This window comes from Microbacterium sp. ZXT2-5, assembly GCF_055329545.1.
The window spans coordinates 826859-850301 of record NZ_JBUZWD010000001.1 but is presented as its reverse complement, the minus strand read 5'-3'; the positions used below and the strand labels follow the sequence as shown (position 1 = coordinate 850301).

25 protein-coding genes are annotated in these 23443 nt (G+C 71.0%); 15 read left to right on the top strand and 10 right to left on the bottom strand.

The features are described 5' to 3' along the window. Nucleotide 1: 1 nt before the first annotated feature. Nucleotides 2-844: a type I methionyl aminopeptidase gene (map, locus tag ACZBH1_RS03685; protein WP_463645551.1), complete on the top strand. Its 843-nt coding sequence runs from the start codon at nt 2-4 to the stop codon at nt 842-844. A gap of 13 nt (nt 845-857) precedes the next feature. Beyond that, on the top strand, nt 858-1559 hold the full coding sequence (locus tag ACZBH1_RS03680; protein ID WP_463645550.1) for a DsbA family protein: 702 nt from the start codon (nt 858-860) through the stop codon (nt 1557-1559). A gap of 364 nt (nt 1560-1923) precedes the next feature. Here ACZBH1_RS03680 and ACZBH1_RS03675 read toward each other — a convergent pair whose 3' ends face one another. Continuing rightward, complete coding sequence (locus tag ACZBH1_RS03675) at nt 1924-2973, bottom strand: hypothetical protein (protein WP_463645549.1); 1050 nt, start codon at nt 2971-2973, stop codon at nt 1924-1926. Between the two features lie 469 nt (nt 2974-3442). Between ACZBH1_RS03675 and infA the strand changes: the two genes are divergently transcribed. From infA to rplQ, 6 genes are all read left to right on the top strand, one after another. After that, nucleotides 3443-3664 carry a translation initiation factor IF-1 gene (infA, locus tag ACZBH1_RS03670; RefSeq protein WP_005050493.1) on the top strand — a complete coding sequence of 74 codons (222 nt, stop codon included), beginning with the start codon at nt 3443-3445 and terminating at the stop codon, nt 3662-3664. A gap of 71 nt (nt 3665-3735) precedes the next feature. Then, the gene (rpmJ, locus tag ACZBH1_RS03665) at nt 3736-3852 is read left to right on the top strand and encodes a 50S ribosomal protein L36 (protein ID WP_005050492.1); all 117 of its coding nucleotides are present in this window, start codon (nt 3736-3738) and stop codon (nt 3850-3852) included. Nucleotides 3853-3999: 147 nt separating this feature from the next. After that, a complete protein-coding gene (rpsM, locus tag ACZBH1_RS03660; RefSeq protein WP_336398091.1) occupies nt 4000-4374 on the top strand; it encodes a 30S ribosomal protein S13 in 375 nt (124 codons plus the stop codon). A gap of 32 nt (nt 4375-4406) precedes the next feature. Next, a complete protein-coding gene (rpsK, locus tag ACZBH1_RS03655; RefSeq protein WP_018171470.1) occupies nt 4407-4805 on the top strand; it encodes a 30S ribosomal protein S11 in 399 nt (132 codons plus the stop codon). A 165-nt stretch (nt 4806-4970) separates the two neighbouring features. Continuing rightward, on the top strand, nt 4971-5960 hold the full coding sequence (locus ACZBH1_RS03650) for a DNA-directed RNA polymerase subunit alpha (RefSeq protein WP_336398092.1): 990 nt from the start codon (nt 4971-4973) through the stop codon (nt 5958-5960). Between the two features lie 40 nt (nt 5961-6000). Then, nucleotides 6001-6597, top strand: coding sequence for a 50S ribosomal protein L17 (rplQ, locus tag ACZBH1_RS03645; RefSeq protein ID WP_378883959.1), 597 nt, complete (start codon nt 6001-6003; stop codon nt 6595-6597). Nucleotides 6598-6782: 185 nt separating this feature from the next. Here the strand turns inward: rplQ and ACZBH1_RS03640 are convergent, their stop codons facing one another. After that, nucleotides 6783-8696 (bottom strand): acyltransferase family protein, encoded by a 1914-nt coding sequence (locus ACZBH1_RS03640; RefSeq protein WP_463645548.1) that lies wholly within the window; start codon nt 8694-8696, stop codon nt 6783-6785. Nucleotides 8697-8817: 121 nt separating this feature from the next. On the opposite strand from ACZBH1_RS03640, the gene truA reads away from it, so the two are divergent. Beyond that, the gene (gene truA / locus ACZBH1_RS03635) at nt 8818-9678 is read left to right on the top strand and encodes a tRNA pseudouridine(38-40) synthase TruA (RefSeq protein ID WP_463645547.1); all 861 of its coding nucleotides are present in this window, start codon (nt 8818-8820) and stop codon (nt 9676-9678) included. A gap of 67 nt (nt 9679-9745) precedes the next feature. On the opposite strand, the gene ACZBH1_RS03630 is transcribed toward truA, so the two are convergent. Beyond that, entirely contained in the window at nt 9746-10921 is a 1176-nt protein-coding gene (locus tag ACZBH1_RS03630; RefSeq protein ID WP_336398099.1) for a hypothetical protein, read from the bottom strand. Beyond that, the gene (locus ACZBH1_RS03625) at nt 10918-12588 is read right to left on the bottom strand and encodes a sensor histidine kinase (protein ID WP_463645546.1); all 1671 of its coding nucleotides are present in this window, start codon (nt 12586-12588) and stop codon (nt 10918-10920) included. Before ACZBH1_RS03625 ends, ACZBH1_RS03630 begins: the two co-directional genes overlap by 4 nt. A 186-nt stretch (nt 12589-12774) precedes the next feature. Here ACZBH1_RS03625 and ACZBH1_RS03620 point away from each other — a divergent pair, with 186 nt between their 5' ends. Further along, nucleotides 12775-13527 carry a glycosyltransferase gene (locus ACZBH1_RS03620; protein ID WP_336398101.1) on the top strand — a complete coding sequence of 251 codons (753 nt, stop codon included), beginning with the start codon at nt 12775-12777 and terminating at the stop codon, nt 13525-13527. Nucleotides 13528-13697: 170 nt separating this feature from the next. Here the strand turns inward: ACZBH1_RS03620 and ACZBH1_RS03615 are convergent, their stop codons facing one another. Both ACZBH1_RS03615 and ACZBH1_RS03610 read right to left on the bottom strand, forming a co-directional pair. Continuing rightward, nucleotides 13698-14522 carry a response regulator transcription factor gene (locus tag ACZBH1_RS03615; RefSeq protein WP_336398102.1) on the bottom strand — a complete coding sequence of 275 codons (825 nt, stop codon included), beginning with the start codon at nt 14520-14522 and terminating at the stop codon, nt 13698-13700. A 179-nt stretch (nt 14523-14701) separates the two neighbouring features. Then, nucleotides 14702-15154 (bottom strand): hypothetical protein, encoded by a 453-nt coding sequence (locus ACZBH1_RS03610; RefSeq protein WP_378883980.1) that lies wholly within the window; start codon nt 15152-15154, stop codon nt 14702-14704. A 191-nt stretch (nt 15155-15345) separates the two neighbouring features. Here ACZBH1_RS03610 and ACZBH1_RS03605 point away from each other — a divergent pair, with 191 nt between their 5' ends. Then, on the top strand, nt 15346-16065 hold the full coding sequence (locus ACZBH1_RS03605) for an endonuclease/exonuclease/phosphatase family protein (RefSeq protein WP_463645545.1): 720 nt from the start codon (nt 15346-15348) through the stop codon (nt 16063-16065). Between the two features lie 22 nt (nt 16066-16087). On the opposite strand, the gene ACZBH1_RS03600 is transcribed toward ACZBH1_RS03605, so the two are convergent. Then, entirely contained in the window at nt 16088-16942 is an 855-nt protein-coding gene (locus ACZBH1_RS03600) for a hypothetical protein (RefSeq protein ID WP_336398105.1), read from the bottom strand. Between the two features lie 82 nt (nt 16943-17024). On the opposite strand from ACZBH1_RS03600, the gene ACZBH1_RS03595 reads away from it, so the two are divergent. The 3 genes from ACZBH1_RS03595 (at nt 17025) to ACZBH1_RS03585 (ending at nt 20459) form a co-directional block, all read left to right on the top strand. Next, the gene (locus ACZBH1_RS03595) at nt 17025-17528 is read left to right on the top strand and encodes a VanZ family protein (RefSeq protein WP_463645544.1); all 504 of its coding nucleotides are present in this window, start codon (nt 17025-17027) and stop codon (nt 17526-17528) included. A gap of 229 nt (nt 17529-17757) precedes the next feature. After that, the gene (locus tag ACZBH1_RS03590) at nt 17758-19704 is read left to right on the top strand and encodes a DUF4012 domain-containing protein (protein WP_463645543.1); all 1947 of its coding nucleotides are present in this window, start codon (nt 17758-17760) and stop codon (nt 19702-19704) included. Between the two features lie 269 nt (nt 19705-19973). After that, a complete protein-coding gene (locus ACZBH1_RS03585; protein WP_463645542.1) occupies nt 19974-20459 on the top strand; it encodes a hypothetical protein in 486 nt (161 codons plus the stop codon). Between the two features lie 15 nt (nt 20460-20474). On the opposite strand, the gene ACZBH1_RS03580 is transcribed toward ACZBH1_RS03585, so the two are convergent. Both ACZBH1_RS03580 and ACZBH1_RS03575 read right to left on the bottom strand, forming a co-directional pair. Then, nucleotides 20475-20657 carry a hypothetical protein gene (locus ACZBH1_RS03580; protein WP_463645541.1) on the bottom strand — a complete coding sequence of 61 codons (183 nt, stop codon included), beginning with the start codon at nt 20655-20657 and terminating at the stop codon, nt 20475-20477. A gap of 137 nt (nt 20658-20794) precedes the next feature. Next, nucleotides 20795-21532: a helix-turn-helix domain-containing protein gene (locus ACZBH1_RS03575; RefSeq protein WP_463645540.1), complete on the bottom strand. Its 738-nt coding sequence runs from the start codon at nt 21530-21532 to the stop codon at nt 20795-20797. 358 nt (nt 21533-21890) lie between these two features. On the opposite strand from ACZBH1_RS03575, the gene ACZBH1_RS03570 reads away from it, so the two are divergent. Next, nucleotides 21891-22046 (top strand): hypothetical protein, encoded by a 156-nt coding sequence (locus tag ACZBH1_RS03570; RefSeq protein ID WP_336398111.1) that lies wholly within the window; start codon nt 21891-21893, stop codon nt 22044-22046. A gap of 66 nt (nt 22047-22112) precedes the next feature. Here the strand turns inward: ACZBH1_RS03570 and ACZBH1_RS03565 are convergent, their stop codons facing one another. After that, entirely contained in the window at nt 22113-23423 is a 1311-nt protein-coding gene (locus ACZBH1_RS03565; RefSeq protein ID WP_463645539.1) for a UDP-glucose dehydrogenase family protein, read from the bottom strand. Nucleotides 23424-23443 lie beyond the last annotated feature (20 nt).

Below are 23443 nucleotides of genomic sequence, written 5' to 3'. Positions count from 1 at the left end.
CGTGTCGCTGCGCCGCTCCATCTACAAGTCCCCCGCCCAGCTGCGGGCGATGGTGGAACCCGGTCTCATCACCGCCGCCGCCCTCGACGCGGTCCGCGGCCTGATCGCGCCCGGCGTCACCACCGCGGAACTGGATGCCGCGGCATCCGAGGTCATCACCGGCCGTGGGGCGAAGTCGAACTTCCAGATGGTCCGCGGGTACCGCCACACCATCTGCGCGTCGGTCAACGAGCAGGTCGTGCACGGCATCCCGGGCGACCGCGTGCTGGCGCCCGGTGACATCCTGTCGATCGACGCCGGAGCCGAGTACAAGGGGTGGAACGGGGACTCCGCGTTCACCGCGGTGCTGCCCGACGAGACGCGCCCCGCGGTCGTCGCGGAGCGGCAGCGCCTGTCGGACGTGACCGAGGGGTCGCTGTGGGCCGGCATCGCGTCGCTCGCGACCGCCCGCCACCTCGGCGAGGTGGGCGCCGCCATCCAGGAGTACATCGAGGCGAACTCCCCGGAGTCCGGCGCCTACGGCATCCTGCGCGAGTACGTCGGGCACGGCATCGGCCGCAAGATGCACGAGTCGCCCTCGGTGTTCAACTACCGCGTCGCCGATCCGGGGCCCGAGGTGCGACCCGGCCTCGTCCTCGCGATCGAGCCGATGGTCGTCATCGGCGACCAGGCCACCTTCATCGAAGACGACGGGTGGACCGTGTCGACGCTCGACGGCACCGCCGGCTCCCACTGGGAGCACAGCGTGGCCGTGCACGAAGACGGAATCTGGGTGCTGACCGCACCCGACGGCGGAGCCGCGGGCTTGGCGCCCTTCGGCATCACGCCGCGTCAGATCGCCTAGGGAGGCTCTCGAAATGGCACAGGCCGGCGCACGCAAGGTCAACTGGTTCGCGATCTGGGTGACCATCGCCGTGGTGGTGGCGCTCGTGCTCGTCGCGGTGCTCGTGGTGACGCTCAACAACCAGGCCGCGCCCAAGCCGCTGCCCACCGAGGTCAACCCTCCGTCGGCGTCGAACATCGACACCGAGACCGGTGCGATCCTCGTCGGCGAGGGCGAGGACCGCCTCGACACCTACGTCGACTTCATGTGCCCGGTGTGCAACCAGTTCGAGCAGGTGTACGGCGCCGAGATCGAAGGCCTGGTCGACGACGGCAGCATCACGCTCGGCATCCACCCCATCTCGATCCTCGACCGGCTGTCGAACGGCACGCAGTTCTCGACCCGCTCGGCCAACGCCGCGTACTGTGTGGCCGAGGCCGACCCGGACGCCTCGCTGCCCTTCCTGCAGGCGATGTTCGAGAACCAGCCCGCCGAGAACACCGACGGCCTGACGAACAACGAGATCCTCGAGATCGCGTCGGGCGTGGGTGTCACCGGGATCGACTCGTGCGTGAACGACGGCAGCTACGCCGGCTTCGTCACGGCGATGACGGAGCAGACGCCGGTGCAGCCCGGACAGTCCGGCATCGCCACGCCGACCGTCGCCGTGAACGGCGAGGTCATCTCCAACTCCGACCTGCCCCCCGCGGGCGCGCTCGCGACCCTCTTCGAGTGACCGGATGCCGCGCCCCGCGGCATCCGCCCCTCCTCCCACGCGCGTCGGCGCACGCGGGCGTTCGCCGCACGCGGGCGCCCGGCGTGGGCGGCCGGCCGGCGTGGGCGGGCGCCCGGCGTGGGCGGGCGCCCGGCGTGGGCGGGCGCCCGGCGGGGGCGGCATCCGTTCCCCAACATTCAGGGTAAACACCGCGTGCGCGACGAGACACCGTGCGGCACCGTGGTGTGCCGTCGCGTTTGCGGTGTATCGCCCGCTCGAGGGGCCGTGACGGACCGGCGGGCGACGGCTCAACGGGCGACGGGTCAGCGGCGGGGTGGGCCAGCGGGCGACGGGTCAGCGGGCGACGGGTCAGCGGCGCGGTGGATCAGCGGCGCGCTGCGGGCGTGCCGGCCGCGGGTGCGCTGGGGACAACGGGCGTGCGGGGAACGGCGGGCGTGCGCGGGAGAGAGCGCGGGTTGGCCCGCATGGTCGCGAGCAGCCGGCTCCGCGGTGCGGCGACCCGCGGCACGCCGAGCCGTTCCAGCTCGCCGATCACCGGCGCGACGGCCATGCACGCAGCCCAGTCCCACCGACCGAACTCCCGGCAGTGCCGTCGCAGCCGGTCCTCGCGCCGCTTCTCGGCGAGGACGCCCTCGAGGGTCTCCTCGGCGGTCGCTCGGACGTACTTGCCGTAGCCGTCGGATTCCGCGACGGCCTTCGCGCTCTCCCACCAGAAGTCGGTCCGGTCGGTGATGCCGTCGGTGACGAACACGCGCTGGAGGTCTGGCGGCTCGAAACCCGACCAGACGATCACCGCGCGGCTGACGCTCTCACCCGGCGACTCAGCACGCGCATCGACCATGGGCAGCAGAAGGTTGCGCAGCGCGCGCCCGCGCGTGTTCGGAAGCGCCGCGGCGGCCGCCTCGAGGTCGGCGAGGGCGAGCATCCCTCCCTGCACCCGCGACACCGCCGCATCTCCGACGGCAAGTCCGAACGGTGGCGGCAGCACGCGCATCAGATCCGCCGTCGTGGTGGCGGGCGTCGTCATCGTGTGGGCGCCGAGCGTCACCGTCTCGGGGACGGCGACGCAGCTGTGCACGAAGACGTCGCCGAAGCGTCGCGACCTGGTCCGGGCCAGCGCGTACACGTGGATCAGCGCAGGCTCGCCGAAGACGGGTAGCCCGAGCATCGCGGCGGCGGACTCGTATGCGAAGACCGCGTCGGAATTCACCAGCGCGTACGCGTGCACGCGCGCGAGATACCGCTCCCAGGGGCGCAGCGCGTCCCATGCCGGTCGGGCGGCATAGACGCCGGTACGCACGCGGTGGAAGTGCGCGCTGTTGCGGAGCCCACGCGTGCCGGCGAAGGCGTCACGGACGCGGACGAGTTCGATGGGCGAGGGCCGGACCACGCCGGCCGGCAGAACCTGTGCCATGCGGCAATGGTCGTGGCCGCGGCATCCGCTCGTTCCGCGACTGCGCTCAGACGTGAGGAACTCGCGCCCCGTGCCCGAGGTTGCGCCCCCGTGGAGGAAGGGCAAACACCGCATCGCTCGCGAGACACCGCGCCCGAGTGTGGCGCCTCGTCGCGAATGTGGTGTTTGCCCTGGAAAGGGGGGGTGCGCAGACGTCGGGGGAGAACGGATGCCGCGGGCCCTGGGATGCCGCGGGCATGGGGCGCCGTGATCCGGCCGAGTCGGGGTCCTGGGGATGCCACGGGCCCGGCGATGCCCGCCACCCGAGGGAATCCTGAGCGGCAGCCGTGACGGCGCGGCGGGCATTTGCCGAGGCATCCGCTATCACGTATGCTTGATCTTTGGTGCGTTGCGCCTTCATCGGCGTGTCGTCGCACCGACATCCCATCCACCCGCAGACCGACCGGTCTGCACAAGTGTTAGCGAGCGTATGGCGAAGAAAGACGGTGTCATCGAGATCGAGGGCGTCGTGTCCGAGGCGCTGCCCAACGCGATGTTCCGCGTCGAGCTCACCAACGGACACAAGGTTCTTGCCACGATCTCAGGCAAGATGCGGCAGAACTACATCCGCATCATCCCCGAGGACCGTGTGGTCGTGGAGCTCTCGCCCTACGACCTGACGCGCGGTCGCATCGTCTACCGCTACCGCTAGACCGGTCGAGAAGTAACGCCCCACGCGGCACACGCACGCGTGCCCGGCGAAGACAGCGAAGAGAAGAAATCATGAAGGTCAACCCCTCCGTCAAGCCCATCTGCGACCACTGCAAGGTCATCCGCCGCCACGGTCGCGTCATGGTCATCTGCAAGTCGAACCCGCGTCACAAGCAGCGCCAGGGCTGAACGGATGCCGCGCCCCGGCGCGGGCCCGCGACTCACAACTCAATACACACACAGGCAGCATCAGAACCCGCACCGCGGGGGACACCTCGGGCGGAGGCCCGGGCACCGATGCTGCTCCACACCTCCACTCACTCCTAGGAGAGCCGCATGGCACGTCTTGCCGGCGTCGACATCCCGCGCGACAAGCGCGTGGTGATCGCCCTTACCTACATCTACGGCGTTGGCCGTACCCGCTCGAACGAGATCCTCAAGGCGACGGAGATCGACGAGAACATCCGCGTCAAGGACCTCAGCGACGACCAGCTCATCGCACTCCGCGACTACATCGAAGGCAACTACAAGGTCGAGGGTGATCTCCGCCGCGAGGTCGCCGCCGACATCCGCCGCAAGGTCGAGATCGGCTCCTACGAGGGCCTGCGCCACCGCCGCGGCCTCCCGGTGCGCGGTCAGCGCACCAAGACGAACGCCCGCACCCGCAAGGGCCCGAAGCGCACCGTCGCCGGCAAGAAGAAGGCGCGCTAAGGCGCGGCCCCCAGGTTCAGGAGAGCAAAGCAATGGCACAGGCCAAGTCCGCCGCGCGCAAGCCGCGCCGCAAGGAGAAGAAGAACATCGCGCTGGGCCAGGCCCACATCAAGTCGACGTTCAACAACACGATCGTCTCGATCACCGACCCGTCGGGCGCCGTCATCAGCTGGGCATCGTCCGGTGGCGTGGGCTTCAAGGGCTCGCGCAAGTCGACGCCGTACGCCGCCGGCATGGCCGCGGAGTCCGCTGCCCGCCAGGCGCAGGAGCACGGTGTCAAGAAGGTCGACGTCTTCGTGAAGGGCCCGGGCTCGGGCCGCGAGACCGCGATCCGCTCGCTGACGGCTGCCGGCCTCGAGGTCGGCTCCATCCAGGACGTGACGCCGCAGGCCCACAACGGCTGCCGTCCGCCCAAGCGCCGCCGCGTCTGACTTCCCGCCCTTCGACGGGCTCAGGATCCGTATCGGTCACTGAGCCCGTCGAAGGGCTACCGCACGCTTAACGGATGCCTCGATCCGAGGCATCCCCGAGTAAAACTCAACACCTCACCCACCGCACGTGTCATATAGCGGGCACGTGATCGAAAGGAACACATAGTGCTCATCGCACAGCGTCCCACTCTGACCGAGGAGAAGGTCGGGGAGTTCCGCAGCCGTTTCGTCATCGAGCCGCTGGAGCCCGGCTTCGGCTACACGATCGGCAACGCGCTGCGTCGCAGCCTCCTGTCCTCCATCCCCGGCGCGGCCGTGACGTCGATCCGCATCGACGGCGTCCTCCACGAGTTCAGCACCATCCCGGGTGTGAAGGAGGATGTCACCGAGATCATCCTCAACATCAAGCAGCTCGTCGTCTCGAGCGAGCGCGACGAGCCCATCACCGCGTACCTGCGCAAGACCGGCGCCGGTGAGGTCACCGCCGCCGACATCTCCGCTCCCGCCGGTGTCGAGGTGCACAACCCCGAGCTGGTCATCGCGACCCTCAACGACACCGCGAAGTTCGAGCTCGAGCTCACGATCGAGCGCGGCCGCGGCTACGTCTCGGCGACGCAGAACCGCAACGAGTACGCCGAGGCCGGCCAGATCCCGGTCGACTCGATCTACTCGCCGGTGCTCAAGGTCTCGTACCGCGTGGAGGCCACGCGTGCGGGTGAGCGCACCGACTTCGACAAGCTCGTGCTGGACGTCGAGACCAAGTCCTCGATCGCCCCGCGCGACGCCGTCGCGTCCGCCGGTCGCACGCTGACCGAGCTCTTCGGCCTGGCCCGCGAGCTCAACGTCGAGGCCGAGGGCATCGAGATCGGCCCGGCGCCGGTCGAGACCGTCCTCTCGAACGAGCTGTCGATGCCGATCGAGGACCTCGACCTGTCGGTCCGCTCGTACAACTGCCTCAAGCGCGAGGGCATCAACACCGTGTCGGAGCTCGTCGCCCTTTCGGAGACGCAGCTGATGAACATCCGCAACTTCGGTCAGAAGTCGGTCGACGAGGTGCGCGACAAGCTCGTCTCGCTCGGCCTGTCACTGAAGGACTCGGTCCCCGGGTTCGACGGCGCGCACTTCTACGGCGGCTACGACGACGAGACCGTCTGAGTTTCGGCTTTCGACCTTTAAGACACTGGAGTAACTGAGAATGCCCAAGCCCACCAAGGGTCCCCGCCTCGGAGGCGGCCCCGCCCACGAGCGTCTGCTGCTTGCGAACCTGGCCGCCGCGCTGTTCACCCACAAGTCGATCAAGACGACCGAGACCAAGGCCAAGCGCCTGCGTCCGCTCGCCGAGCGCCTGATCACGTTCGCCAAGCGCGGCGACCTGCACGCGCGTCGCCGAGTGCTGTCGGTCATCGGCGACAAGTCGGTCGTGCACGAGCTCTTCACCGAGATCGCGCCGCTGGTCGCGGACCGTGAGGGCGGCTACACCCGCATCACGAAGGTCGGCAACCGCAAGGGCGACAACGCGCCCATGGCCGTGATCGAGCTCGTGCTCGAGCCCGTCAACCCGAAGCCGAAGTCGGCCAAGAAGTCGGCTTCCGCCGCCGCCCCGGCCGCGGCCGAGGAGGCCCCGGCCGACGAGACCACCGCCGAGGAGTCGAACGTGAGCGAAGAGCCCGTCGAGGACACCACTCCCGAGGAGTCGGCCACCGCGGCCGGCGCCGAGTCGCCTGAGGAGGGCGAGGCCGCCGAGGCTGCCGCCGAGGACGCCGTCGTCGAGGACGACAAGAAGTCCGAGTGATCGGACGCCGGGCGTCGCCGCCCGGCAGGTCGCGGCATCCGTGCCCGGCCACCCTTGCACCGCGAGACCCGTCACCCGTCAGGGTGGCGGGTCTCGCTGCATCTTGCCCGCGCTGCGCGACCCTCGCGCCGCCTGCTCCCATCGCTGTGACGCGGTCGCGGGGCCGCCGCTCGGCCTCCCCGCGGCTACGGCGTGAGGTCGAGCTGCAGGCCGCGGATGAGGTCGTTCGCGTAGGCGCGGCGCTCCCTCGCGAGCTCGTCGACGGCGGCGGCGACCGTGTCGGCGAAGATGCGGCCACCCGCGTCGCCGGGGTGGATGCGGTCCTGGGCGAGCAGGTTCTCGTGCGCCGCGATCGCTCCCGACCAGTCGGCGACGATGACGTTGCGGTGCGCGTCGGCGAAGGCAGCGAGCTGGGCGTTGACGCCGGGGATCCAGTCGCGCGGCGCGTGGGCGTTCACCAGCACGAGGCCGCGCTCGGGGCCGATCGTGTCGGCGAGCTTCTCCAGTGCGCCGGGGTCGACGGGGCCGTTCGTGCCGAGCGCCACCACGACGTACGGGCGCAGCCGGTCGGTCGCGGTGAGCGACCCCAGGATGCCGGGCCCGGCCCACATCGACCGCGAGACCTCTGCGTCGATCTCGATGCCGGGGAGGCGTTCGACGAGGCCGCCGGCCGACGCCAGCATGACGGAGTCGCCCACGGCGGTGATCTGGTCTCCCGCGACCTCGTCGTTGGCGGGCGCGGCGGCCGTGGCATCCGTCTGCTGTCCCGATCCGGGCGGAGGCGCCACGGGGGCGGGCGAGCGTTCACGCATCGCCTCCGCCAGTGCCTCGCGGCCCGCCTCGACCGCGGCTTCGGCGCTGGACTCCTCCGGCGCGGCGGCGAGCGCGGCGCCGGTGCCGGCCAGCACCAGCACGCCCGCCAGGGCGACGCCCAGCGCGCGCAGGCGCGCCCGAGGCCCGCCGCGGAGCCGCCGGTGCAGCATCCGAGCCGAGGCGCCGAAGCCCCATCGGCGGACGGGCGTCTCGACGAACCGGTACGAGAGAGCGGATGCCGCGCCCGTGACGCCGAGCACCCCGAGGCCCAGCCACACCGGGACGGCGGCGACGGTGGCGTCGGGCGCGAACGCGGCGACCGCGAGCACCAGCAGCGGCCAGTGCCACAGGTAGATGCCGTAGGAGCGGTCGCCGATCCAGCGCAGCGGCGCGGCGTCGATGCCGCGCCCGAGCCAGGAGCCCGGCCACACGCCCGCCACGATGACGACGGCGCTCAGCAGGCTCGCGACCAGGAGCGCGCCGGGGAAGGTGGCGGCGCCGTCCTGCGGCGGCATCGACGCCAGCACGACGACACCGCCGATCGCGAGCACGCCGGCCGCCCCGGTGAGGTGCCGCGCGACCGGCGACAGCGCGAACGGCCGCCGCAGCAGCGGCGGCAGCGCGAAGGCGAGCGCGACGCCCAGGAGCAGCCCGAAGGCGTGCGTGTCGGTGCCGAAGTAGGCGCGGGTGGGGTCGTCGGCGCCGGTGACGACCACGCCCATCCAGACCGCTGAGACGGCGGCGAGGCCCGCGGCCAGGGTCGCGCGGGAACGTGCGCCCGGCAGCAGGAGCAGCAGCGGAAGCAGCAGCGGCCACAGCAGGTAGAACTGCTCCTCGACCGCGAGCGACCAGACGTTGCGGAACAGCTCCGGCGTCGTCGCGGCGAAGTACGTCTCGCCGCCGGCGATGGAGAGCCAGTTGTAGCTGAAGGTGGCGGCGCCCACCACTTGCGCGCCCAGGCGCACCAGCACGTCTCCGCCGACGACCCAGGCGAGCGTCGAGCACACGCCGACGACGAGGGCCAGCGCCGGCAGCAGCCGCCGCGCGCGGCGCTGCCAGAACCGGCCGAGCGCGATGCGGCCCGTGGCGTGATGCTCCCGCAGGAGCAGGCTCGTGATGAGGAACCCGCTGATGACGAAGAACACGTCGACCCCGACGAAGCCGCCGGGAAGGACGGCGGGCGGGAACAGGTGGTACAGCACCACCAGGATCACGGCGATCCCGCGGAGCCCGTCCAGTCCCGCGAAGCGGGCGGCGGGGCGAACGGCGGGCGCAGTCGACGTCATGGCTGGTTGTACGAGGAGGGGAAACGGCAAGTCTACGCGGCCCCCCTCAGGACGCACGGCACCCGCCCGCGGGTCGGGGCCGCGCGAGGCGACCGCGCGGCGGGCGAATAGGGTGGAGTCCGTGCGCATCCGGCTCGACATCGCCTACGACGGCACGCACTTCCGCGGGTGGGCGCGTCAGCCCGGGCTGCGGACCGTGCAGGAGACGCTCGAGTCCGCGCTCGCCCGCGTCGTCGGCGGCGACCCCCGCCTCGTCGTCGCCGGGCGCACCGACGCGGGCGTCCACGCCACCGGGCAGGTGGCGCACGTCGACCTCGACGACACCCAGCAGAGCCGCATGCTCGCCCGGCACGCACGTCCGGGCGCGGGCGCGCAATCGCCGGACGACCGCGCCGCGGCGCTGGCCGCACGGATGAGCGGGGTCGTGGGCGCGTACGCCGACGTCGCCGTCCTCGGCTCCCGCATCGCGCCGGTCGGCTTCGACGCGCGCTTCTCGGCGGTGTGGCGTCGGTACGAATACCGCATCGGCGACACCGTGACCGGGTACGACCCGCTCGAGCGTCATCGCACCACGTCGGTGCGCGCCTCCTTGGATGCAGAGGCGATGGATGCCGCGGCCCGCGCGCTCATCGGGCTTCACGACTTCGCCGCGTACTGCAAGCCCCGCGAGGAGGCGACCACGATCCGCACGCTGCTCGAGTTCGACTGGCGACGCGACGACGCCGGCGTCCTCGTCGCGAACGTCAAGGCCGACGCGTTCTGCCACAGCATGGTGCGCGCGCTCGTCGGCGCGTGCGTCGCGGTGGGCGAGGGCAGGCTCGACATCGACGACGTGGTCGACATCCGCGACGCGCGGGAGCGGGTGCCGGAGGTCAAGGTGCTCGCCGCGCGCGGTCTCACCCTGACGGAGGTCGGCTACCCCGCCGACGACCTGCTCGGGCAGCGCGCCGAGCAGACCCGCGCGCGCCGCGACCGGGAGTAGGCCGCCTCACCGGACGGGCTGCGCGCGCTCGCTCGGCCCGCTGAGCCGAGCACGGGCGGCGACACGATCACTGTCGCTCCGACTGGCTGAGCAGCCGCTCGACGACGGTGGCGCCGACGCGCTCCCACCGGTCGCCGCCCTTCTCGCTCGCCAGCGCCGCGGCCTCCCGCGCGGTGTACACCAGCGCGTCCAGTTCGTACCCGAGCACCGAGGCGGGCGCCCAGCCGGCGCTCGCGGTCGGCCGGATGGGCATGGCGCCGTGCACGTCGAGCGACGTGACCCGCTCGAGGCTGGTGCGCAGCAGGTCGCGCACGGCGGCGTCGGGCCGGGGGACGAGGACGACCACGGCGCCGGGGGCGGGCGCACCCACGTCGGACTCCGCAGGGAAGACCCCGCGCACCTCGTCGACGAGCCGCTCCGAGAGGTTCGCGAAGGCGGGAGCCCCGGCGGTCTGGCGGATGTCGGCGGCGTCGTCGAGGCTGAGGTACACGACCGACCAGGGCTCGGAGGTGCGCGCTGCGCGCAGCAGGCGATCCTGCGCGATCCGCTCGAACTGCTGCCACGCCGTCGAGACCGTGGCGATGCGGCCGAGACCGCTGTCGCGGGCCGTCGTTCCGACCACGGCGATGAGCGCGCACGCCACGTACACCAGCATCCCCACCGATGACACCAGCCGCACGAGGGCGAAGTCGTCGCCGCCCGAGGGCGGGAAGACGAAGCCGGCGACGAGGGTCGCCGCGCCGGTGACCGAGAAGGCGATCGAGACGATGCCGAAGGGCAGGAGCAGCTTGTCGCTGCGTCGGGAGGCCGCCGACAGCCAGTCCATCACGAACAGGGCGGCGAAGACGGATGCCGCGAAGAAGACGGCGCGGTACGCCACGGTGAACCACACGATGCCGTCGACGGCGGCGAGGGTCACCGCCGAGCCGGCGGCGACCACCGCTCCGGTCCAGACGAGCGGACGGAACCGCCATGCCGCTCGGAAACCCGACCAGAGGAACGCCGGCGCGCCCATCAGCGCCCCGAGCGAGGCGCGGCGCAGCGCTTCGGAGCCGGAGACTTCCCCGGCCACGACGCCGTAGGTCGCGAGCATCGCGAGGGTGAACGCGATGCTCCAGTACAGCGTCGCCGTTCCCGGTCTCACCAGGAACGCGATCCCGATCGTGAGCATCGTGGCGAGCGTCGTGATCACCGCCTGCGCGATGAGGAGCTCCACGCCCGATCCGACGATGAGGTCGGTCATGCTCGTCCTTCCGTGCTGCGCGACGCGGCCGAGCCGGTCTCCAGCTCCGCCGCCCGCGGGAGGCGCACGGTGACCGTGGTGCCTGCGCCCGCCTCGCTCTCGATGGTCAGGGTGCCGCCGTGGGCGCGCACGATGTCGTTGCTGATGCCGAGCCCGAGGCCGGTGCCGCCCGACGTCTTCTTCGCCTCGGCGGTGCGGAAGTAGGGCGTCAGGATCAGCGGGAGGTCATCGGCGCCGATGCCGATCCCGGTGTCGGAGACGGTGAGCGCCACGGTGTCGCGCTCGGTCGCTCCCACGATCCGCACCCGCCCGTCGCGCGGCGTGTACTTGATGGCGTTGCTGACGATGTTGTCGACGACCTGACGCAACCGGAACCCGTCGGCGGTCACCCACAGCGGGTCGTCCGCCTGCAGGTCGATCGCGATGTCGCCGGCCGCGGCCGTCGGGCGGAACGACGTGACCGAGTCGAGGAGGATCTGGCGCAGGTCGAGGTCGTCGAGCGTGTCGCGCCCGGAGAACCCGCGGCGGGACGTCGAGCCGAGGCTCTCGGTCATCTTCAGCATCCGCTCGCTTGCGGCGACGATCGACTGGAACCGCTCGCGCGTGCGCGGTGTCAGGTCGTCGAGCTCGAGGGCGAGCTCGGCGTTGCCGATCAAGACGGTGAGCGGGTGCTTCAGCTCGTGCGACGCCATCGCGGTGAAGCGCTCCCGCTCGCGCTCGGCGTACGTCAGTGCGGTGACGTCGTGCACCAGCAGGAGGATCGAGGACTCCTCGTCGCCGCGCGCGGCGAGGCGCTTGGCGGTGACCGAGAGGGCGCGCCACTCGCCGCCCGCGGTGAAGAGCCACACCGACGCGTCCACGAACGTCTCGCCGCGCGCGGCGCGTGCGAACGGACGCTCCGAGAACGGCACGGGCATGCCGCGCAGGCCGGTGTACTCGACGGAGCGCGCGGGCAGGGTGAGATCCAGCGGGTCGAGCCCGTACAGGCGCGAGTAGGCGTCGTTGACGGCCAGGACGGCGCCGCCCTCGGAGATGCGCACGATGCCCGTGTCGATGCCGTTGAGGATCTCGGTCGTGCGCCGCTCCTGGTCGGAGCGGCGGTCGAGCGTCGCCGTGAGCCTGCCGGCCTGCCGGCGCAGCAGGCGGCGCAGGGCGCGGGTGCGACGCAGCGCCAGGTGCGACGTGATCCCGATGAACGTCAGTGAAAGCAGCACGACGAAGGCCCGCAGCGCCGCCATCGTGCCCGTGAGCATCGCCGAATCGATGAGGATGATGAGCCCGATGAGCGCGAGCATCGCCGCCAGCGCGGTCGCGCGGAAGTGCATGGCGACCCACATGACGGGAAAGCCCCAGAGGTAGCCGAGGCGCAGATCCAGGTCGCTGGAGAGCAGGCCGATCGCGACCGCGTCGGCGAAGGGCACCGCGAGCACGGCGGAGGCGGGGAGCTGCGACCATGGCATCGCGAGCACGGCCAGCGTGAGCAGCACCACCGCGAGCGTTCCGACGAGGAAGGTCCACCGGCCGAAGATCGCGGGCTGCAGCGCCATCGCGAGGACGGCGGTGATCAGCACGCTCGCGGCCAGGACGAGCTGCGTCAGCCAGATCGACCGGGTGCGGGCATCGGGCGTGCGCACGACGAACACTGGTCGTGCAGCCCCGGTAGCCATGACGCGATCCTATTGGCCCGGCCCGCCCCTCCCCGCCGAAGTGACAGAGAGTCGGAGAACGCCTTCTTGCGGATCTCTTGCGGAAACCTTGCGCCGGTGCTCGCGCCGCCTCGGAGGCCGCTTGCGGTAGGCGGGCGATGCTTGGTGCGTGCCGGAGAGACCGGCCGAGAAGCGAAAGCGACGAACGTGTCAGACCAGGTCCCGCTCACCCGCAGCACGCGGACGATGCGCGTCAGCGAGGGAACCCCTCTCGCCGAGCACACCGCCGCATCGCGCGGGTCCGCCGATGACCTGGGGGCGGTGCTCGATGACACCTCGGCGCATCGGTCGTCGATCGGCTGCGTGGTCCCGGCGCACAACAAGGAGGACTCGATCGCCCAGGTGCTCGAGGCGCTGCTCGGCCAGACCCGGGTGCCGGACGTCATCCACGTGGTCGTCAGCAACACGTCCGACCGCACCGTGGGCATCGCGTCCTCGTATGCGGGACCGCACGAGGTCGCGACCGAGCTCGGGGAGCAGTTCACCGAGGTGTTCGTCCACGACATCGGACGGATCCCCGGCACGCGGGCCGGCGCGCTCAACTACGGCTACACGCTCGTCGAGGGCCACGACTACCTGCTGGGTGTCGACGGCGACGTCGTCGCCGACGTCACGGCCGTCGAGCACCTCGAGGCCGAGGCGACCTCCGACAGCCGCATCGGCGGCATCTCGGCGATCTCGTCGCTCGGCGCCCTCTTCTCGATCTTCTTGACGCAGGCGCTGCGCGACGTCATGAACGACAACCACCGGTCCACGCCATGGATCGACGGTTCCGAGGACGCGGACACACTGTCGCGGCAGCTCGAGAGCGCCGGCTATCTCAGCCGGGTCGTGACGGAGCGGCAGGCGCTGTCCATGCTCTTCAGACTCATCCGTCGAAAGGGCGGGTGCAAGGTCTGATCCGGACCCGAAGCGGATCAGAACTGGGGAAGACGCCGGGGAGGGGAGCCCCGGCGAGGGGGAGGCGGAGAGGGTGCCCGTTTGGGGAAGCGGGCACTCTCCCGGAACGCAGCCGCGGAGGCATCCGCTCGTCTGGGGCGGGCGGATGCCTCCGCCGCGGCATCCGTCGATCAGACCGCTTCCGAAGTCAGCCGGTAGCCGACGCCGCGCACCGTCTCGATGTACCGCGGGTTGGCGGCGCTGTCGCCGAGCTTGCGGCGCAGGTTGGTCATGTGGGCCTCCACCGCCCGCTTGTCGGCGTCGCCGACGAAGTAGCTGGTGACGTAGGACTCTCCGCGCAGCACCAGGGTGAGATCGGCCTTGCTGCGCACGCGGCGCTGGGACTCCAGCAGCGTGGCGAGCAGGTCGAACTCGGTGCGGGTGAGGTCGAGCTCCTCGGCGCCCAGGAGCACGATGCGGTTCTCGGGGTGCAGCCGCAGATCGCGGTGCGCGAGCCATTCCGCCGAACCGTCGACGGCGGGGACGGATGCCGCGACCGCGGGCCCGGCAGACTCCGGCACCGCCGGGGTCCAGGTGGTGGTCTGCTCGACCGGCTCGGCCGGCTCGGTGCTCGTGCGGGCGCGACGCATCAGCGCCTCCACGCGGGCGCGGAGCTCCCGCGGCCGGAAGGGCTTGGGAAGGTACTCGTCGGCGCCGGCGCCGAGGCCCGCGATGACGTCCGCCTCGTCGTTGAGTCCGGTCAGCATGATGATGAGGGTGTCGGACTGGGCGCGGATGCGCTTGGCCGCCTCGATGCCGTCGATGCCCGGCATGTTCACGTCGATCGTGGTGAGGACGGGCTGGTAGGTGAGCACGGCCCGGACGCCGTCGATCCCGTTGCCCACCGAGACGGTGGAGAACCCGGACGACTCGAGCACTTCGGCCAGCACGTGACGGATGTCGGCATCGTCCTCGATGATGACGGCGGTCTTCGGCACGTCGGGTGGGGTCGACATGGGAGGTGCGTCCTCTCAGGCGGTTGGACAGCGTGCACCGATCACCGACCCCAGCAGCGGACCCCGACGCGTCGCAAGTACTCCCGATGCTACACAACCCGCGAATGCCTGGTCGGGCGTCAATCCACGACGCGTGCGCGGATCCGACCGACCGCCTCGCCTCCGAGCCGTCGCGGGGCTCAGGCCGTCCGGGGACGCGCGCCGCGCAGCCGCACCGCCGGTGCGGCGCGGCGCACCGGCGGTGCCGCGGAGCGGGCGCGCGAGGCGGCACCGGTCTTCGAGCCCACCAGCTCGAGCAGGGCGGCGGCGAGCGGGCTGGCGGAGGACGCCTCGGTCTCGAACGCGCGGGCGACGATCGTCGCGGCGCGCTCGAACTCGCTGGCCTTCTCGAGCGCGGCCCGGCGTTCGCCGACGACGCGGTCGGCGGCGGCGTACTCGGCGCGCAGCCGCGCGCGCTCGTCCTCGTCGAGCCCGCGGCGCTGGGCCGTGCGCTCGAGCGCCTCGCCCGCGCGCGTGCGGGCGGCCACGCTGCGGCGCAGCTCGCGCTCGGCGGCCTCGCGTGCGGTGCGGCTGGCGGTGAGGGCGTCGGTGAGGTCGGCCCGGACGGTGCCGGCGGAAGCGGAAGCGGACATGGGATCCTCCTGGGTCGGGTCTGTCGTGACGGTTCACGGTCGGGCGCCGTAGTGCGGCACACCACTTCAGAGGCGGGGCATCCCGTTTTCGTACATCCCGTGCGCGATGCTCGGAGCGTGGTGAGAAGTCACGACATGGTCTTGTCAAGGCCACCCGGCGCCCGGGCCTGCGGAATAGGCTGGCCCCCGACATGAAGGTCATCTCGTACAACCTGCGCAAGCACCGGGCAGCCGGTGAGCTCATGCATCTGGTCGAGCGTCACGGCGCCGACGTGCTCTGTCTGCAAGAGGCCGACACGTCCGACATCCCGGACGAGATCTCGGGCCTCCGTCTGGCGGACTCCACCCAGCGGAACCGTCTCGGCCTCGCCGTGTACTACCGCGAGAACACGTATCGCGCCGTCGAGGTGCGGGCGCTGGCGCTCAAGAAGTCGCTGCACGACCGGGTGCTCAAGCCCGCCGAGGAGAGGCTGCTGGGGGTGCGGCTGCACGACATCGACGAGAACACCGACCTCATCGTGGCCTCGTTCCACGCGGCGCCGCTGACCGCGCTCAACTCGCTGCGCCGCCACCAGATCCGCACGGCGCTGGCCGAGCTGCAGCAGCTGGGCGAGGGGCTGCCGGCGCTCATGGTCGGCGACTACAACTATCCGGTGTTCAAGGAGCACCTCAGCCAGCACGTGCGCGAGCAGGGGTACGAGCTGAACCTCAGCGACTCGCGCACGTACACGCGGTACCGCTTCTTCCGCGGCCACTACGACTTCGCCACGTCGATCGGGTTCGAGATCGACCGGGTGCGGACGCTCCCGCAGGGGCTCAGCGACCACCTGCCGATCCTCGTGACGGCGCATCCCGCCGCCGGCGTCCGCCGTGTCGTCGAGGTGGCGGAGGCAGAGTCGGGCGCCGCCTGACCCTCCCCGGCGTCGTGAACCGTCAGGTGGCGATGAGCGTCGGGTCGGGGTCGGACCACTTCTCGAGGCCCTGCACCACCCAGAACGCGAAGAACAGCGTGAGGGCGGCCGCCTCGAGGATGAGGACGATCGGGATGCCGGAGCCGTCCGCCTGGGGCAGCAGGATGACGTACGCCACGAGCACCAGCACGAGGCCGACCGCGATCGCGGTGTAGAGGACTCGGAAGACGGGCGCGGGCCGGGGTCCTCGCCGGGGGAAGGCGCTGCGCAGCGCCACCGCGGCGAACAGTGCGAAGAAGAGCGTGGTCGCGACGAAGTGGCCCTGCTGGAGGAAGAGGTCGCGCGCGAACGCCCAGGTCAGCCCGGTCGCGGCGAGGATGACCGCCGCGATGAGGAGCGACGGCCACACCGCGGGCAGCGACACCTGCCGCAGCGCCGCGAGGAGCAGTGCGACGAGCAGGACGAGCACGCCCAGCACGAGGTAGACCGCGACGCCGTTGGCGGCATCCGCTTCATATTCCGGCGGGAAGCAGCGCTCCGCGCACGAGACGGCCACCCCTGGCACGGCGTCCGGCGGGATCGTCGTCGGGACGAGCGCGATCAGCGGTGCGAACAGCGCGGCGGCGTCCAGGAGCGCCCGTTCTGCGCCGCGGCCTGACAGCGCGATGAGGGCGAGCGACACGGCGATGAGCGCACCGACGAAGACGTTGCGGGCGGGCGTGTAGAAGTAGTCGCTGACCGTCGTGAGCCAGCCATAGGTCGCGGCGGCCTGGCCGATGGCGACGAAGATCGCGACCACGGTGCCGGCGACGCCGATGCGGAGATACCGGTAGGTGCGCTCGAGCGAGGTCGAGACGACGACGTCTGGTGCGGCCACGGGCTCACGATATCCGCTCCCGCCGGTAGACTCGCCGCACACTGCGCGGCATCGTCGCGGCGCCCGACCGAGGGGAGCCGCGATGACGGATGCGCCGCTGTCGTTCGACCGGTCACCCGATCGGGGCGCGGACCGCGCGAGACGGACCGGCCTTCGCCTCCTCGTCCTCTACGGTGCCGTGCTGGCGGTGATCGCGTTCTGGCCGACGCCGGTGGATCGGGACGCGACGGGACTGCTGCGCGAGATCGCGCGCGTCGTGCCGCTGCTGTCGTACGACGTCGTCGAGTTCACCGCGAACGTCGCGCTCTTCATGCCGCTCGGCGTCCTGCTCGCGCTGGCGCTGCCGCGCCGCCGCGCACTGGTCGTGCCGGTGGCGCTCGCCGTCACGATGATCATCGAGCTCGGGCAGGCGGCGTTCCTCGCCGAGCGCACCGCGAGCCTGAGAGACGTCTTCGCCAACACGCTGGGGGCGGCGCTGGGGCTGCTGATCGTGGTGATCGCCGAGCGGGCGTCGTCAGGTGCCGTAGTAGTAGCGGACGGAATCGCGCGACCCGGCGACGGCGAGGACGTAGAACGCCAGGGGTAGGCAGACGGCCACGATCACGGTGGCGAGAAGAACAGTCATAAGGGCGCGGAGCAAGAGAGGTCACGTTCGGGGGAGACGACGCGGGGTATCTTCCAGCCTACGAGCCGTCGGCGTCGACTCTTGACGAGGCGGTGTCCCCTTTTCGGGGGACAAGCGCCGACGGCGGGGTGCGGCCCGCGCCGAGTGAAGTCGCGGTGTTCTCACAACCTCGGACGGTTAGCATGGCACCGTGCAACCCGAAGATGCGCCGATGGGCGAGGAGAACTCTCTGCGTCGTCACGCGCGTCAGGCGACCGTGCAGGCCGACACGGCCCCGGCGGCGGCATCCGACGACATGGCCGACCTCTACGAGCCCGATCCGGCGCCGGTCGGACGGCCACGCAAGCGTCGTGTCTGGCTGTGGGTGGTGCTCTCGATCATCCTCGTTCTGCTCGTCGCCGGCGTGATCGCGGGCGTGCTGGCCATGCAGTTCATCTCCGAGGCGAAGGTCGCGCGGTCCGCGCTGGAGCGGGCGAAGACCGGGATCACCGCCCTCAACTCCCAGCTGGGGTCGGAGGACCAGACGAAGTTGCAGGCGACCGCCGCCGACATCACGGCGAATGTGAAACTGGCCGCCGAGACGGTGGACGGTCCGCTGTGGGACATCGCCGCGCGTGTGCCGTTCGTGGGGCAGAACGTCGACGCGGTGCAGCGGGTGACTCGCGCGGTGGACGTGCTGGTGCTGCGGGCGCTGCCGCCGGGCATGCAGTTCATGTCGACCGCCGACCTCGACAAGCTCACCGTCGAGGGCGGCGGCATCAACCTCGAGCCGTTCCGGCAGGTGCAGGGCTCGATCCCCGAGATCGCCTCCGCCTTCGCCGACGCGCAGGCGCTCGTGGCTCCCATCGACCGGGCGTCGCTGCTGCCCGAGGTGGGCGAGCCGATCGCCGACATCCTCGACGTCATCGGCGATGCCGCCCCCGCGCTCGCGGTGGCGGAGAAGTACCTCCCGACGCTGCTGAACATCGCCGGATCGGGCGGCACGAAGACCTACCTCCTGATCTTCCAGAACAACGCCGAGATCCGCGCGACCGGCGGCAACCCGGCCTCGAGCATGATCGTCACGATGACCGACGGCAAGCTCGGCTACGCCGACCAGGCGACCTCGGCGACCTTCTACGAGGCGGGCACCCAGGGCAACGAGTACATCTCGCTTCCCGCCGAGACGACCGGCCTCTACCTGCCGACGCTCACCCGTCACAACCAGGACTACAACTTCACCCCGGACTTCCCGACCACGGCTCAGCTGTTTCAGGCGATCTTCGCCGACACCACCGGGCAGTCCTTCGACGGTGTGATCTCCATCGACCCGGTGGTGCTCTCGCACATGCTGGCCGTCGCCGGCCCCGTGACCCTGAACACGGGCGAGCAGCTCAATGCCGAGAACGCCGTCAAGGTGCTGCTGAGCGACTCGTACGAGATCTACCCCGACGGGGCGACATCCGACGCGTTCTTCACCGACACGGCCAAGCGCGTGTTCGACCACCTCACCGCGGCGTCGTGGGATCCGCTCAAGATGCTCGACGCGCTGGAACAGTCGGCCGAGGAGCAGCGGGTCTACCTCTCGTTCACGGACCCTGCCGCGCAGGCGCTGGCCGACGAGTTCGGCCTCGACGGCGCGCTGAAGCCCGACAACACGACCCAGACCCAGGTCGGCATGTACCTCAACGACTCGTCGGTCGGCAAGCTCGAATACCACCTGTCGTCGACGGTCAACGCCTCGTGCGACCCCGCCGCCCGCACCATCACCACCACGATGACGCTGCACAACGGCATCACCGACGACATCAAGAGCGAGTACACGCTCGGGTGGCGCAACGACAACTACGGGCTGCCGCGGACGACCATGATGCTCGACGTGCTGTTCTTCGCGCCGCCCGGCGCGCAGATCACCTCCACCGACCCCGCGGTCGGTCAGGTGGCGCGGTGGGAGCGCAGCGGTGTGGAGAAGGGCAACACGGCGCTCAGCAAGACCGTGTTCGTGCCGAAGAACGAGACGGTGACCGTGTCGTACACGGTCGCGCTGCCGCAGGGCGAGCTCGGTCCGCTGAACCTGCGTTACACGCCGACCGCCAACGCCACCCCGGTGACCATCGACTCGAGCTGCGACGCGCTGTTCCCGCTGGCCGCCGGCTGAGAAGGCATCCGGCGCGAAACGGTGCGTCGGTGGCGCATTCCGGGACTTCCGCTCGATTTCACAGATCCGTCCACGTCGGGCGGACTCGCCGGGGCTAGGATCGCATCGATCGATGGCCACACCCGACGGTCGCGGCATGTGGGATGCCGTGGGCCTGAGGCCGAGAAGATGCTTGGGGCATCGCTGGGAAGAACGTGTCGGAACGACGCCTGCGTCTGTGGGAGACGCCAAGTGACAACGCCGGATCAGACCGCGCGCAGCGGCTCGGCGTGCCTGCGCTCGAACCTGTCGCCGCTGTCGGCATCGAGTTGGGGTCGGATGCCGGCGGGTTCACCGTGCGCAACGTCTCGGGCTCGGACCACTCGGTCCTCATAACCCTGATGGCGCGCGCACGCGGAGCGGATGAAGCCTCGGCCCGTGCGCGACTGCTCGTGCTGACGTCGTCCCGATCTGCGGCGGCGGTGCTGCGTGTCGAGGCGGGCGCGGACGACGCCGCGTACGCGTGTCTCTGGCTCGGCGACATCGAGGCCCATGAGCGCGCCGCCGGCGACGTCTCGGCCACCCGTTCCGGGGCTGTCGTATTGCCGCTGCGTGCGGGTGCCTCATACCGGCTGGCGCACGAGCCCGCCGCCCTGCAGCAGGGTGTCGTCGTCGCCGCGATCGCCGCGCTGGGGGTGGGCATCGACGGGGCTCTCATCCCCGTCGAGCGCGGGCCCTCGGCATCGATCGGCGAGCGGCCGGTCCTGCCTCTCTGAGCGGGCCGGGGCGCCTCAGGTGTTCGCCGCGTCGGGGGAGGCGCCACGGCGGGTTGACCCGGGGTTGGGAGCGTCCGCCCCGGAAACGCTGAAGGTCGCCATGGCGATCACCGGCAGCGACCACGCGGCGGTCTTCATGACGCTCCGCCGGCCTGCGACGAGTGGTCCGGTGGTCGACGACGCCTCACTGTCGACCATCTCTGCTCCTCTGGGGGTCCGTCGGATTCGGGACCTCGTCACGACTCTGCCGATCGGCAGTGAGGGAGATGGACGCGCTGGCGCGCGACAGCGGGGACGTGTCGCGGATTGACGCCTCGGTGACCGGCGGTCGCGTCTCAGCGCGCGCGGGCGGCCTGCGGAGTCGGGGCGCCGATGGCGTGCAGGCCCCGTCGCATCGCCGCTGCGTTGGTGAAGCCGGCGTGCGTGGCGATCTGCGACGTGGTCAGGGCGTCGTACTGCGGGTCGCGCAGCAGGGAGAGGGCCAGTTCGGCGCGGACATTGCGCAGCTCGGCGGCAGGAGACGTCCCCTCCTTGGCGAACAGCCGCTGCAGATGGCGCGTGGACAGGTGCAGGTCTCGTGAGAGTTCCTGCAGTCCGTACTCGGGGTCGGCCCGGTTCAGCAGCATGAGCATGCGTGCGCGGTGTATCGGGCGGACGGCGTGGAAGCCCGCGGCATCCGTCTCCCGATGTTCGAGCAGGACGCCGTAGGCCATCTCGACGAGCAGCCGCTCGACGACGTAGTCCGAGACGCGGGTCTGGACTTCGGGCCGCTGCGCGATGGACTCGGCGAACCCGTGCAGTCCCGTTGCAAGGGCGGTGCGCGAGAGTTCCACGGGCTGAGGCGCCGGCGGCACACTCGTGTCGATGACGGAGTCGGTGTCGAGCCAGACGACGGTCGCGAGGGCGTCGGCCGTCCAGCGCAGCAGCGCTGTGTGGGTGTTGTGCAGCAGCACGCCCGCGCGGCGCGTCGGAGACGTTTCGCCGAGCGCGAGGCCGCCTTCCGACGCGAAGACGACGGCGGTCAGCGGACGGTCGGCAGGCTGCGCGCTCCAGCGCCACGTGGGGGTGCGCACGCGGTGAGCGCTGACGACGGCTGTGCGGTATTCCTGCACACCGATGAGGCCGTGGCCTGTGGCCTCCGGGCCGAGATGCGCGGTGAGTGCGCGTCGAAGTGCTCCGTTTGGCATCGTGTCCGATCACGTCAAATTGATGTGGTCGACCGCAGCTTCGTCGCGAGCAGCCTCAGGGGAGTCTAATGGACGACTTCCGGGGGCTCCATTACGCGACCCACCAGGGTGTCGAAGAGCGTTATGCGCCCACCTGCAGCGACAGGACGACCGGATGCCTGCGGGCGAGGTGTGGACGCCTCCTGGAAACATCCCCTGCCTACTGTGGCGGCGGGGGAGCTTCGTCCGAGAGGAGGAGTCTGCGATGGGTCGACGAACACGTGCGCGCCAGCGTCGCTACGAGGACGCGCGGGAGCCGTTCCTGCTGCGGGAGTTCGGGGGCGCTCCGGGGTGGATGCTGATCATCGCCCTGCTGATCGTGGCGGGGATCGTCGTCGCCGCGGTCCTCAACCTGGCGTGAGCAGCAGGGCGCGCGCGACGTGAGAGCTCATGCTCGCCGGCGCGCGCCCTGCGCAGGCTTCAGCCGTCAGGGGCGCCCCATGCCGCGGTAGTCCCACCCCGCGTCGCGCCACGCTGCGGCATCGAGACAGTTCCGGCCGTCGACGATGATGCGCCCGGTTGCGAGGGTGCTCGCGTGCTCGGGCGAGAGCTGCCGCCGGTATTCGTCCCATTCCGTCACCACGATCACCGCGTCGGCGCCTCGCAGCGCCTCGTCGCGGTCCTCCACGTAGTTGAGCTGCGGGTGGATGCGACGCGCGTTCTCGATCGCCGCCGGATCGGTGATCGTGACCCAGGCGCCGAGGCCGTGCAGCCGCACGGCGACGTCGAGTGCCGGCGAGTCGCGGATGTCATCGCTGTGCGGCTTGAACGCCGCACCCAGCACAGTGACGTTCTTCTTGAAGACCGAGCCGCCGAAGGCTTCCACTACGAGCTCCACCGCGCGATCGCGGCGCCGGAGGTTGATGGCGTCGACCTCGCGCAGGAAGGCGATCGACTCGCCCTTTCCGAGCTCTTCGGCGCGGGCCGAGAACGCACGGATGTCCTTCGGCAGGCATCCGCCGCCGAAGCCGATGCCGGCTCCGAGGAAGCGACGGCCGATGCGCGCGTCGTGTCCGATCGCGTCGGCGAGTTGGGTGACATCGGCTCCCGTGACCTCGGCGATCTCGGCCATGGCGTTGATGAACGAGATCTTGGTGGCGAGGAAGGCGTTCGCGGCGACCTTGACCAATTCGGCGGTGGCTCGATCGGTGACGATGAACGGTGTGTTCTTCGCGACGGACGGGTGGTAGACCTCGCGCAGGATGTCGGCCGCCCGCTGACCGAGTTGTCCCTCGGGGACACCCGCCACGAGGCGGTCGGGGTCGATGGTGTCCTGAACGGCCCACCCCTCGCGCAGGAACTCGGGGTTCCAGACCAGCGTCGCGCCGGTCTCCTCGATCCGCGGGGCCAGCCCCGCCGCGGTCCCGACGGGAACCGTCGACTTTCCGGCGACGACATCACCCTCGGTCAGGTAGGGGAGCAGCCCATCGACGGCGGCGTTGACGTACGTCAGGTCGGCCGCGTAGCCGCCGGCCTGCTGCGGCGTTCCCACGCCGATGAAGTGGACCTTGGCCCCCTCGGCCGCGGACATGTCGGTGGTGAACGTGAGCTTGCCCGACTCGACGCCCGCAGTGAGGATCTCCTGCAGTCCGGGCTCGAAGAAGGGCGCCTCACCGCGTGAGAGCGAGTCGATCTTGCGCGCGTCGACGTCGATGCCGACCACCTCGTGGCCGATCGACGCCATCGCCGCGGCGTGCACGGCACCCAGGTAGCCGCAGCCGATCACAGACAGACGCATGGAAGCTCCTTGAGAGTTAG

Excerpts from the sequence above, each read along its gene's own strand:
- ACZBH1_RS03595 (WP_463645544.1), top strand. The coding sequence starts at position 17,025 with ATGACGGATGCGCCGCTGTCGTTCGACCGGTCACCCGATCGGGGCGCG.
- ACZBH1_RS03625 (WP_463645546.1), bottom strand. The coding sequence starts at position 12,588 with ATGGCTACCGGGGCTGCACGACCAGTGTTCGTCGTGCGCACGCCCGAT.
- ACZBH1_RS03640 (WP_463645548.1), bottom strand. The coding sequence starts at position 8,696 with ATGACGTCGACTGCGCCCGCCGTTCGCCCCGCCGCCCGCTTCGCGGGA.
- ACZBH1_RS03680 (WP_463645550.1), top strand. The coding sequence starts at position 858 with ATGGCACAGGCCGGCGCACGCAAGGTCAACTGGTTCGCGATCTGGGTG.
- rplQ (WP_378883959.1), top strand. The coding sequence starts at position 6,001 with ATGCCCAAGCCCACCAAGGGTCCCCGCCTCGGAGGCGGCCCCGCCCAC.
- ACZBH1_RS03580 (WP_463645541.1), bottom strand. The coding sequence starts at position 20,657 with ATGGTCGACAGTGAGGCGTCGTCGACCACCGGACCACTCGTCGCAGGC.
- infA (WP_005050493.1), top strand. The coding sequence starts at position 3,443 with ATGGCGAAGAAAGACGGTGTCATCGAGATCGAGGGCGTCGTGTCCGAG.
- ACZBH1_RS03565 (WP_463645539.1), bottom strand. The coding sequence starts at position 23,423 with ATGCGTCTGTCTGTGATCGGCTGCGGCTACCTGGGTGCCGTGCACGCC.
- ACZBH1_RS03630 (WP_336398099.1), bottom strand. The coding sequence starts at position 10,921 with ATGACCGACCTCATCGTCGGATCGGGCGTGGAGCTCCTCATCGCGCAG.
- rpsK (WP_018171470.1), top strand. The coding sequence starts at position 4,407 with ATGGCACAGGCCAAGTCCGCCGCGCGCAAGCCGCGCCGCAAGGAGAAG.
- ACZBH1_RS03615 (WP_336398102.1), bottom strand. The coding sequence starts at position 14,522 with ATGTCGACCCCACCCGACGTGCCGAAGACCGCCGTCATCATCGAGGAC.
- rpmJ (WP_005050492.1), top strand. The coding sequence starts at position 3,736 with ATGAAGGTCAACCCCTCCGTCAAGCCCATCTGCGACCACTGCAAGGTC.
- ACZBH1_RS03605 (WP_463645545.1), top strand. The coding sequence starts at position 15,346 with ATGAAGGTCATCTCGTACAACCTGCGCAAGCACCGGGCAGCCGGTGAG.
- ACZBH1_RS03675 (WP_463645549.1), bottom strand. The coding sequence starts at position 2,973 with ATGGCACAGGTTCTGCCGGCCGGCGTGGTCCGGCCCTCGCCCATCGAA.
- ACZBH1_RS03610 (WP_378883980.1), bottom strand. The coding sequence starts at position 15,154 with ATGTCCGCTTCCGCTTCCGCCGGCACCGTCCGGGCCGACCTCACCGAC.
- ACZBH1_RS03570 (WP_336398111.1), top strand. The coding sequence starts at position 21,891 with ATGGGTCGACGAACACGTGCGCGCCAGCGTCGCTACGAGGACGCGCGG.
- rpsM (WP_336398091.1), top strand. The coding sequence starts at position 4,000 with ATGGCACGTCTTGCCGGCGTCGACATCCCGCGCGACAAGCGCGTGGTG.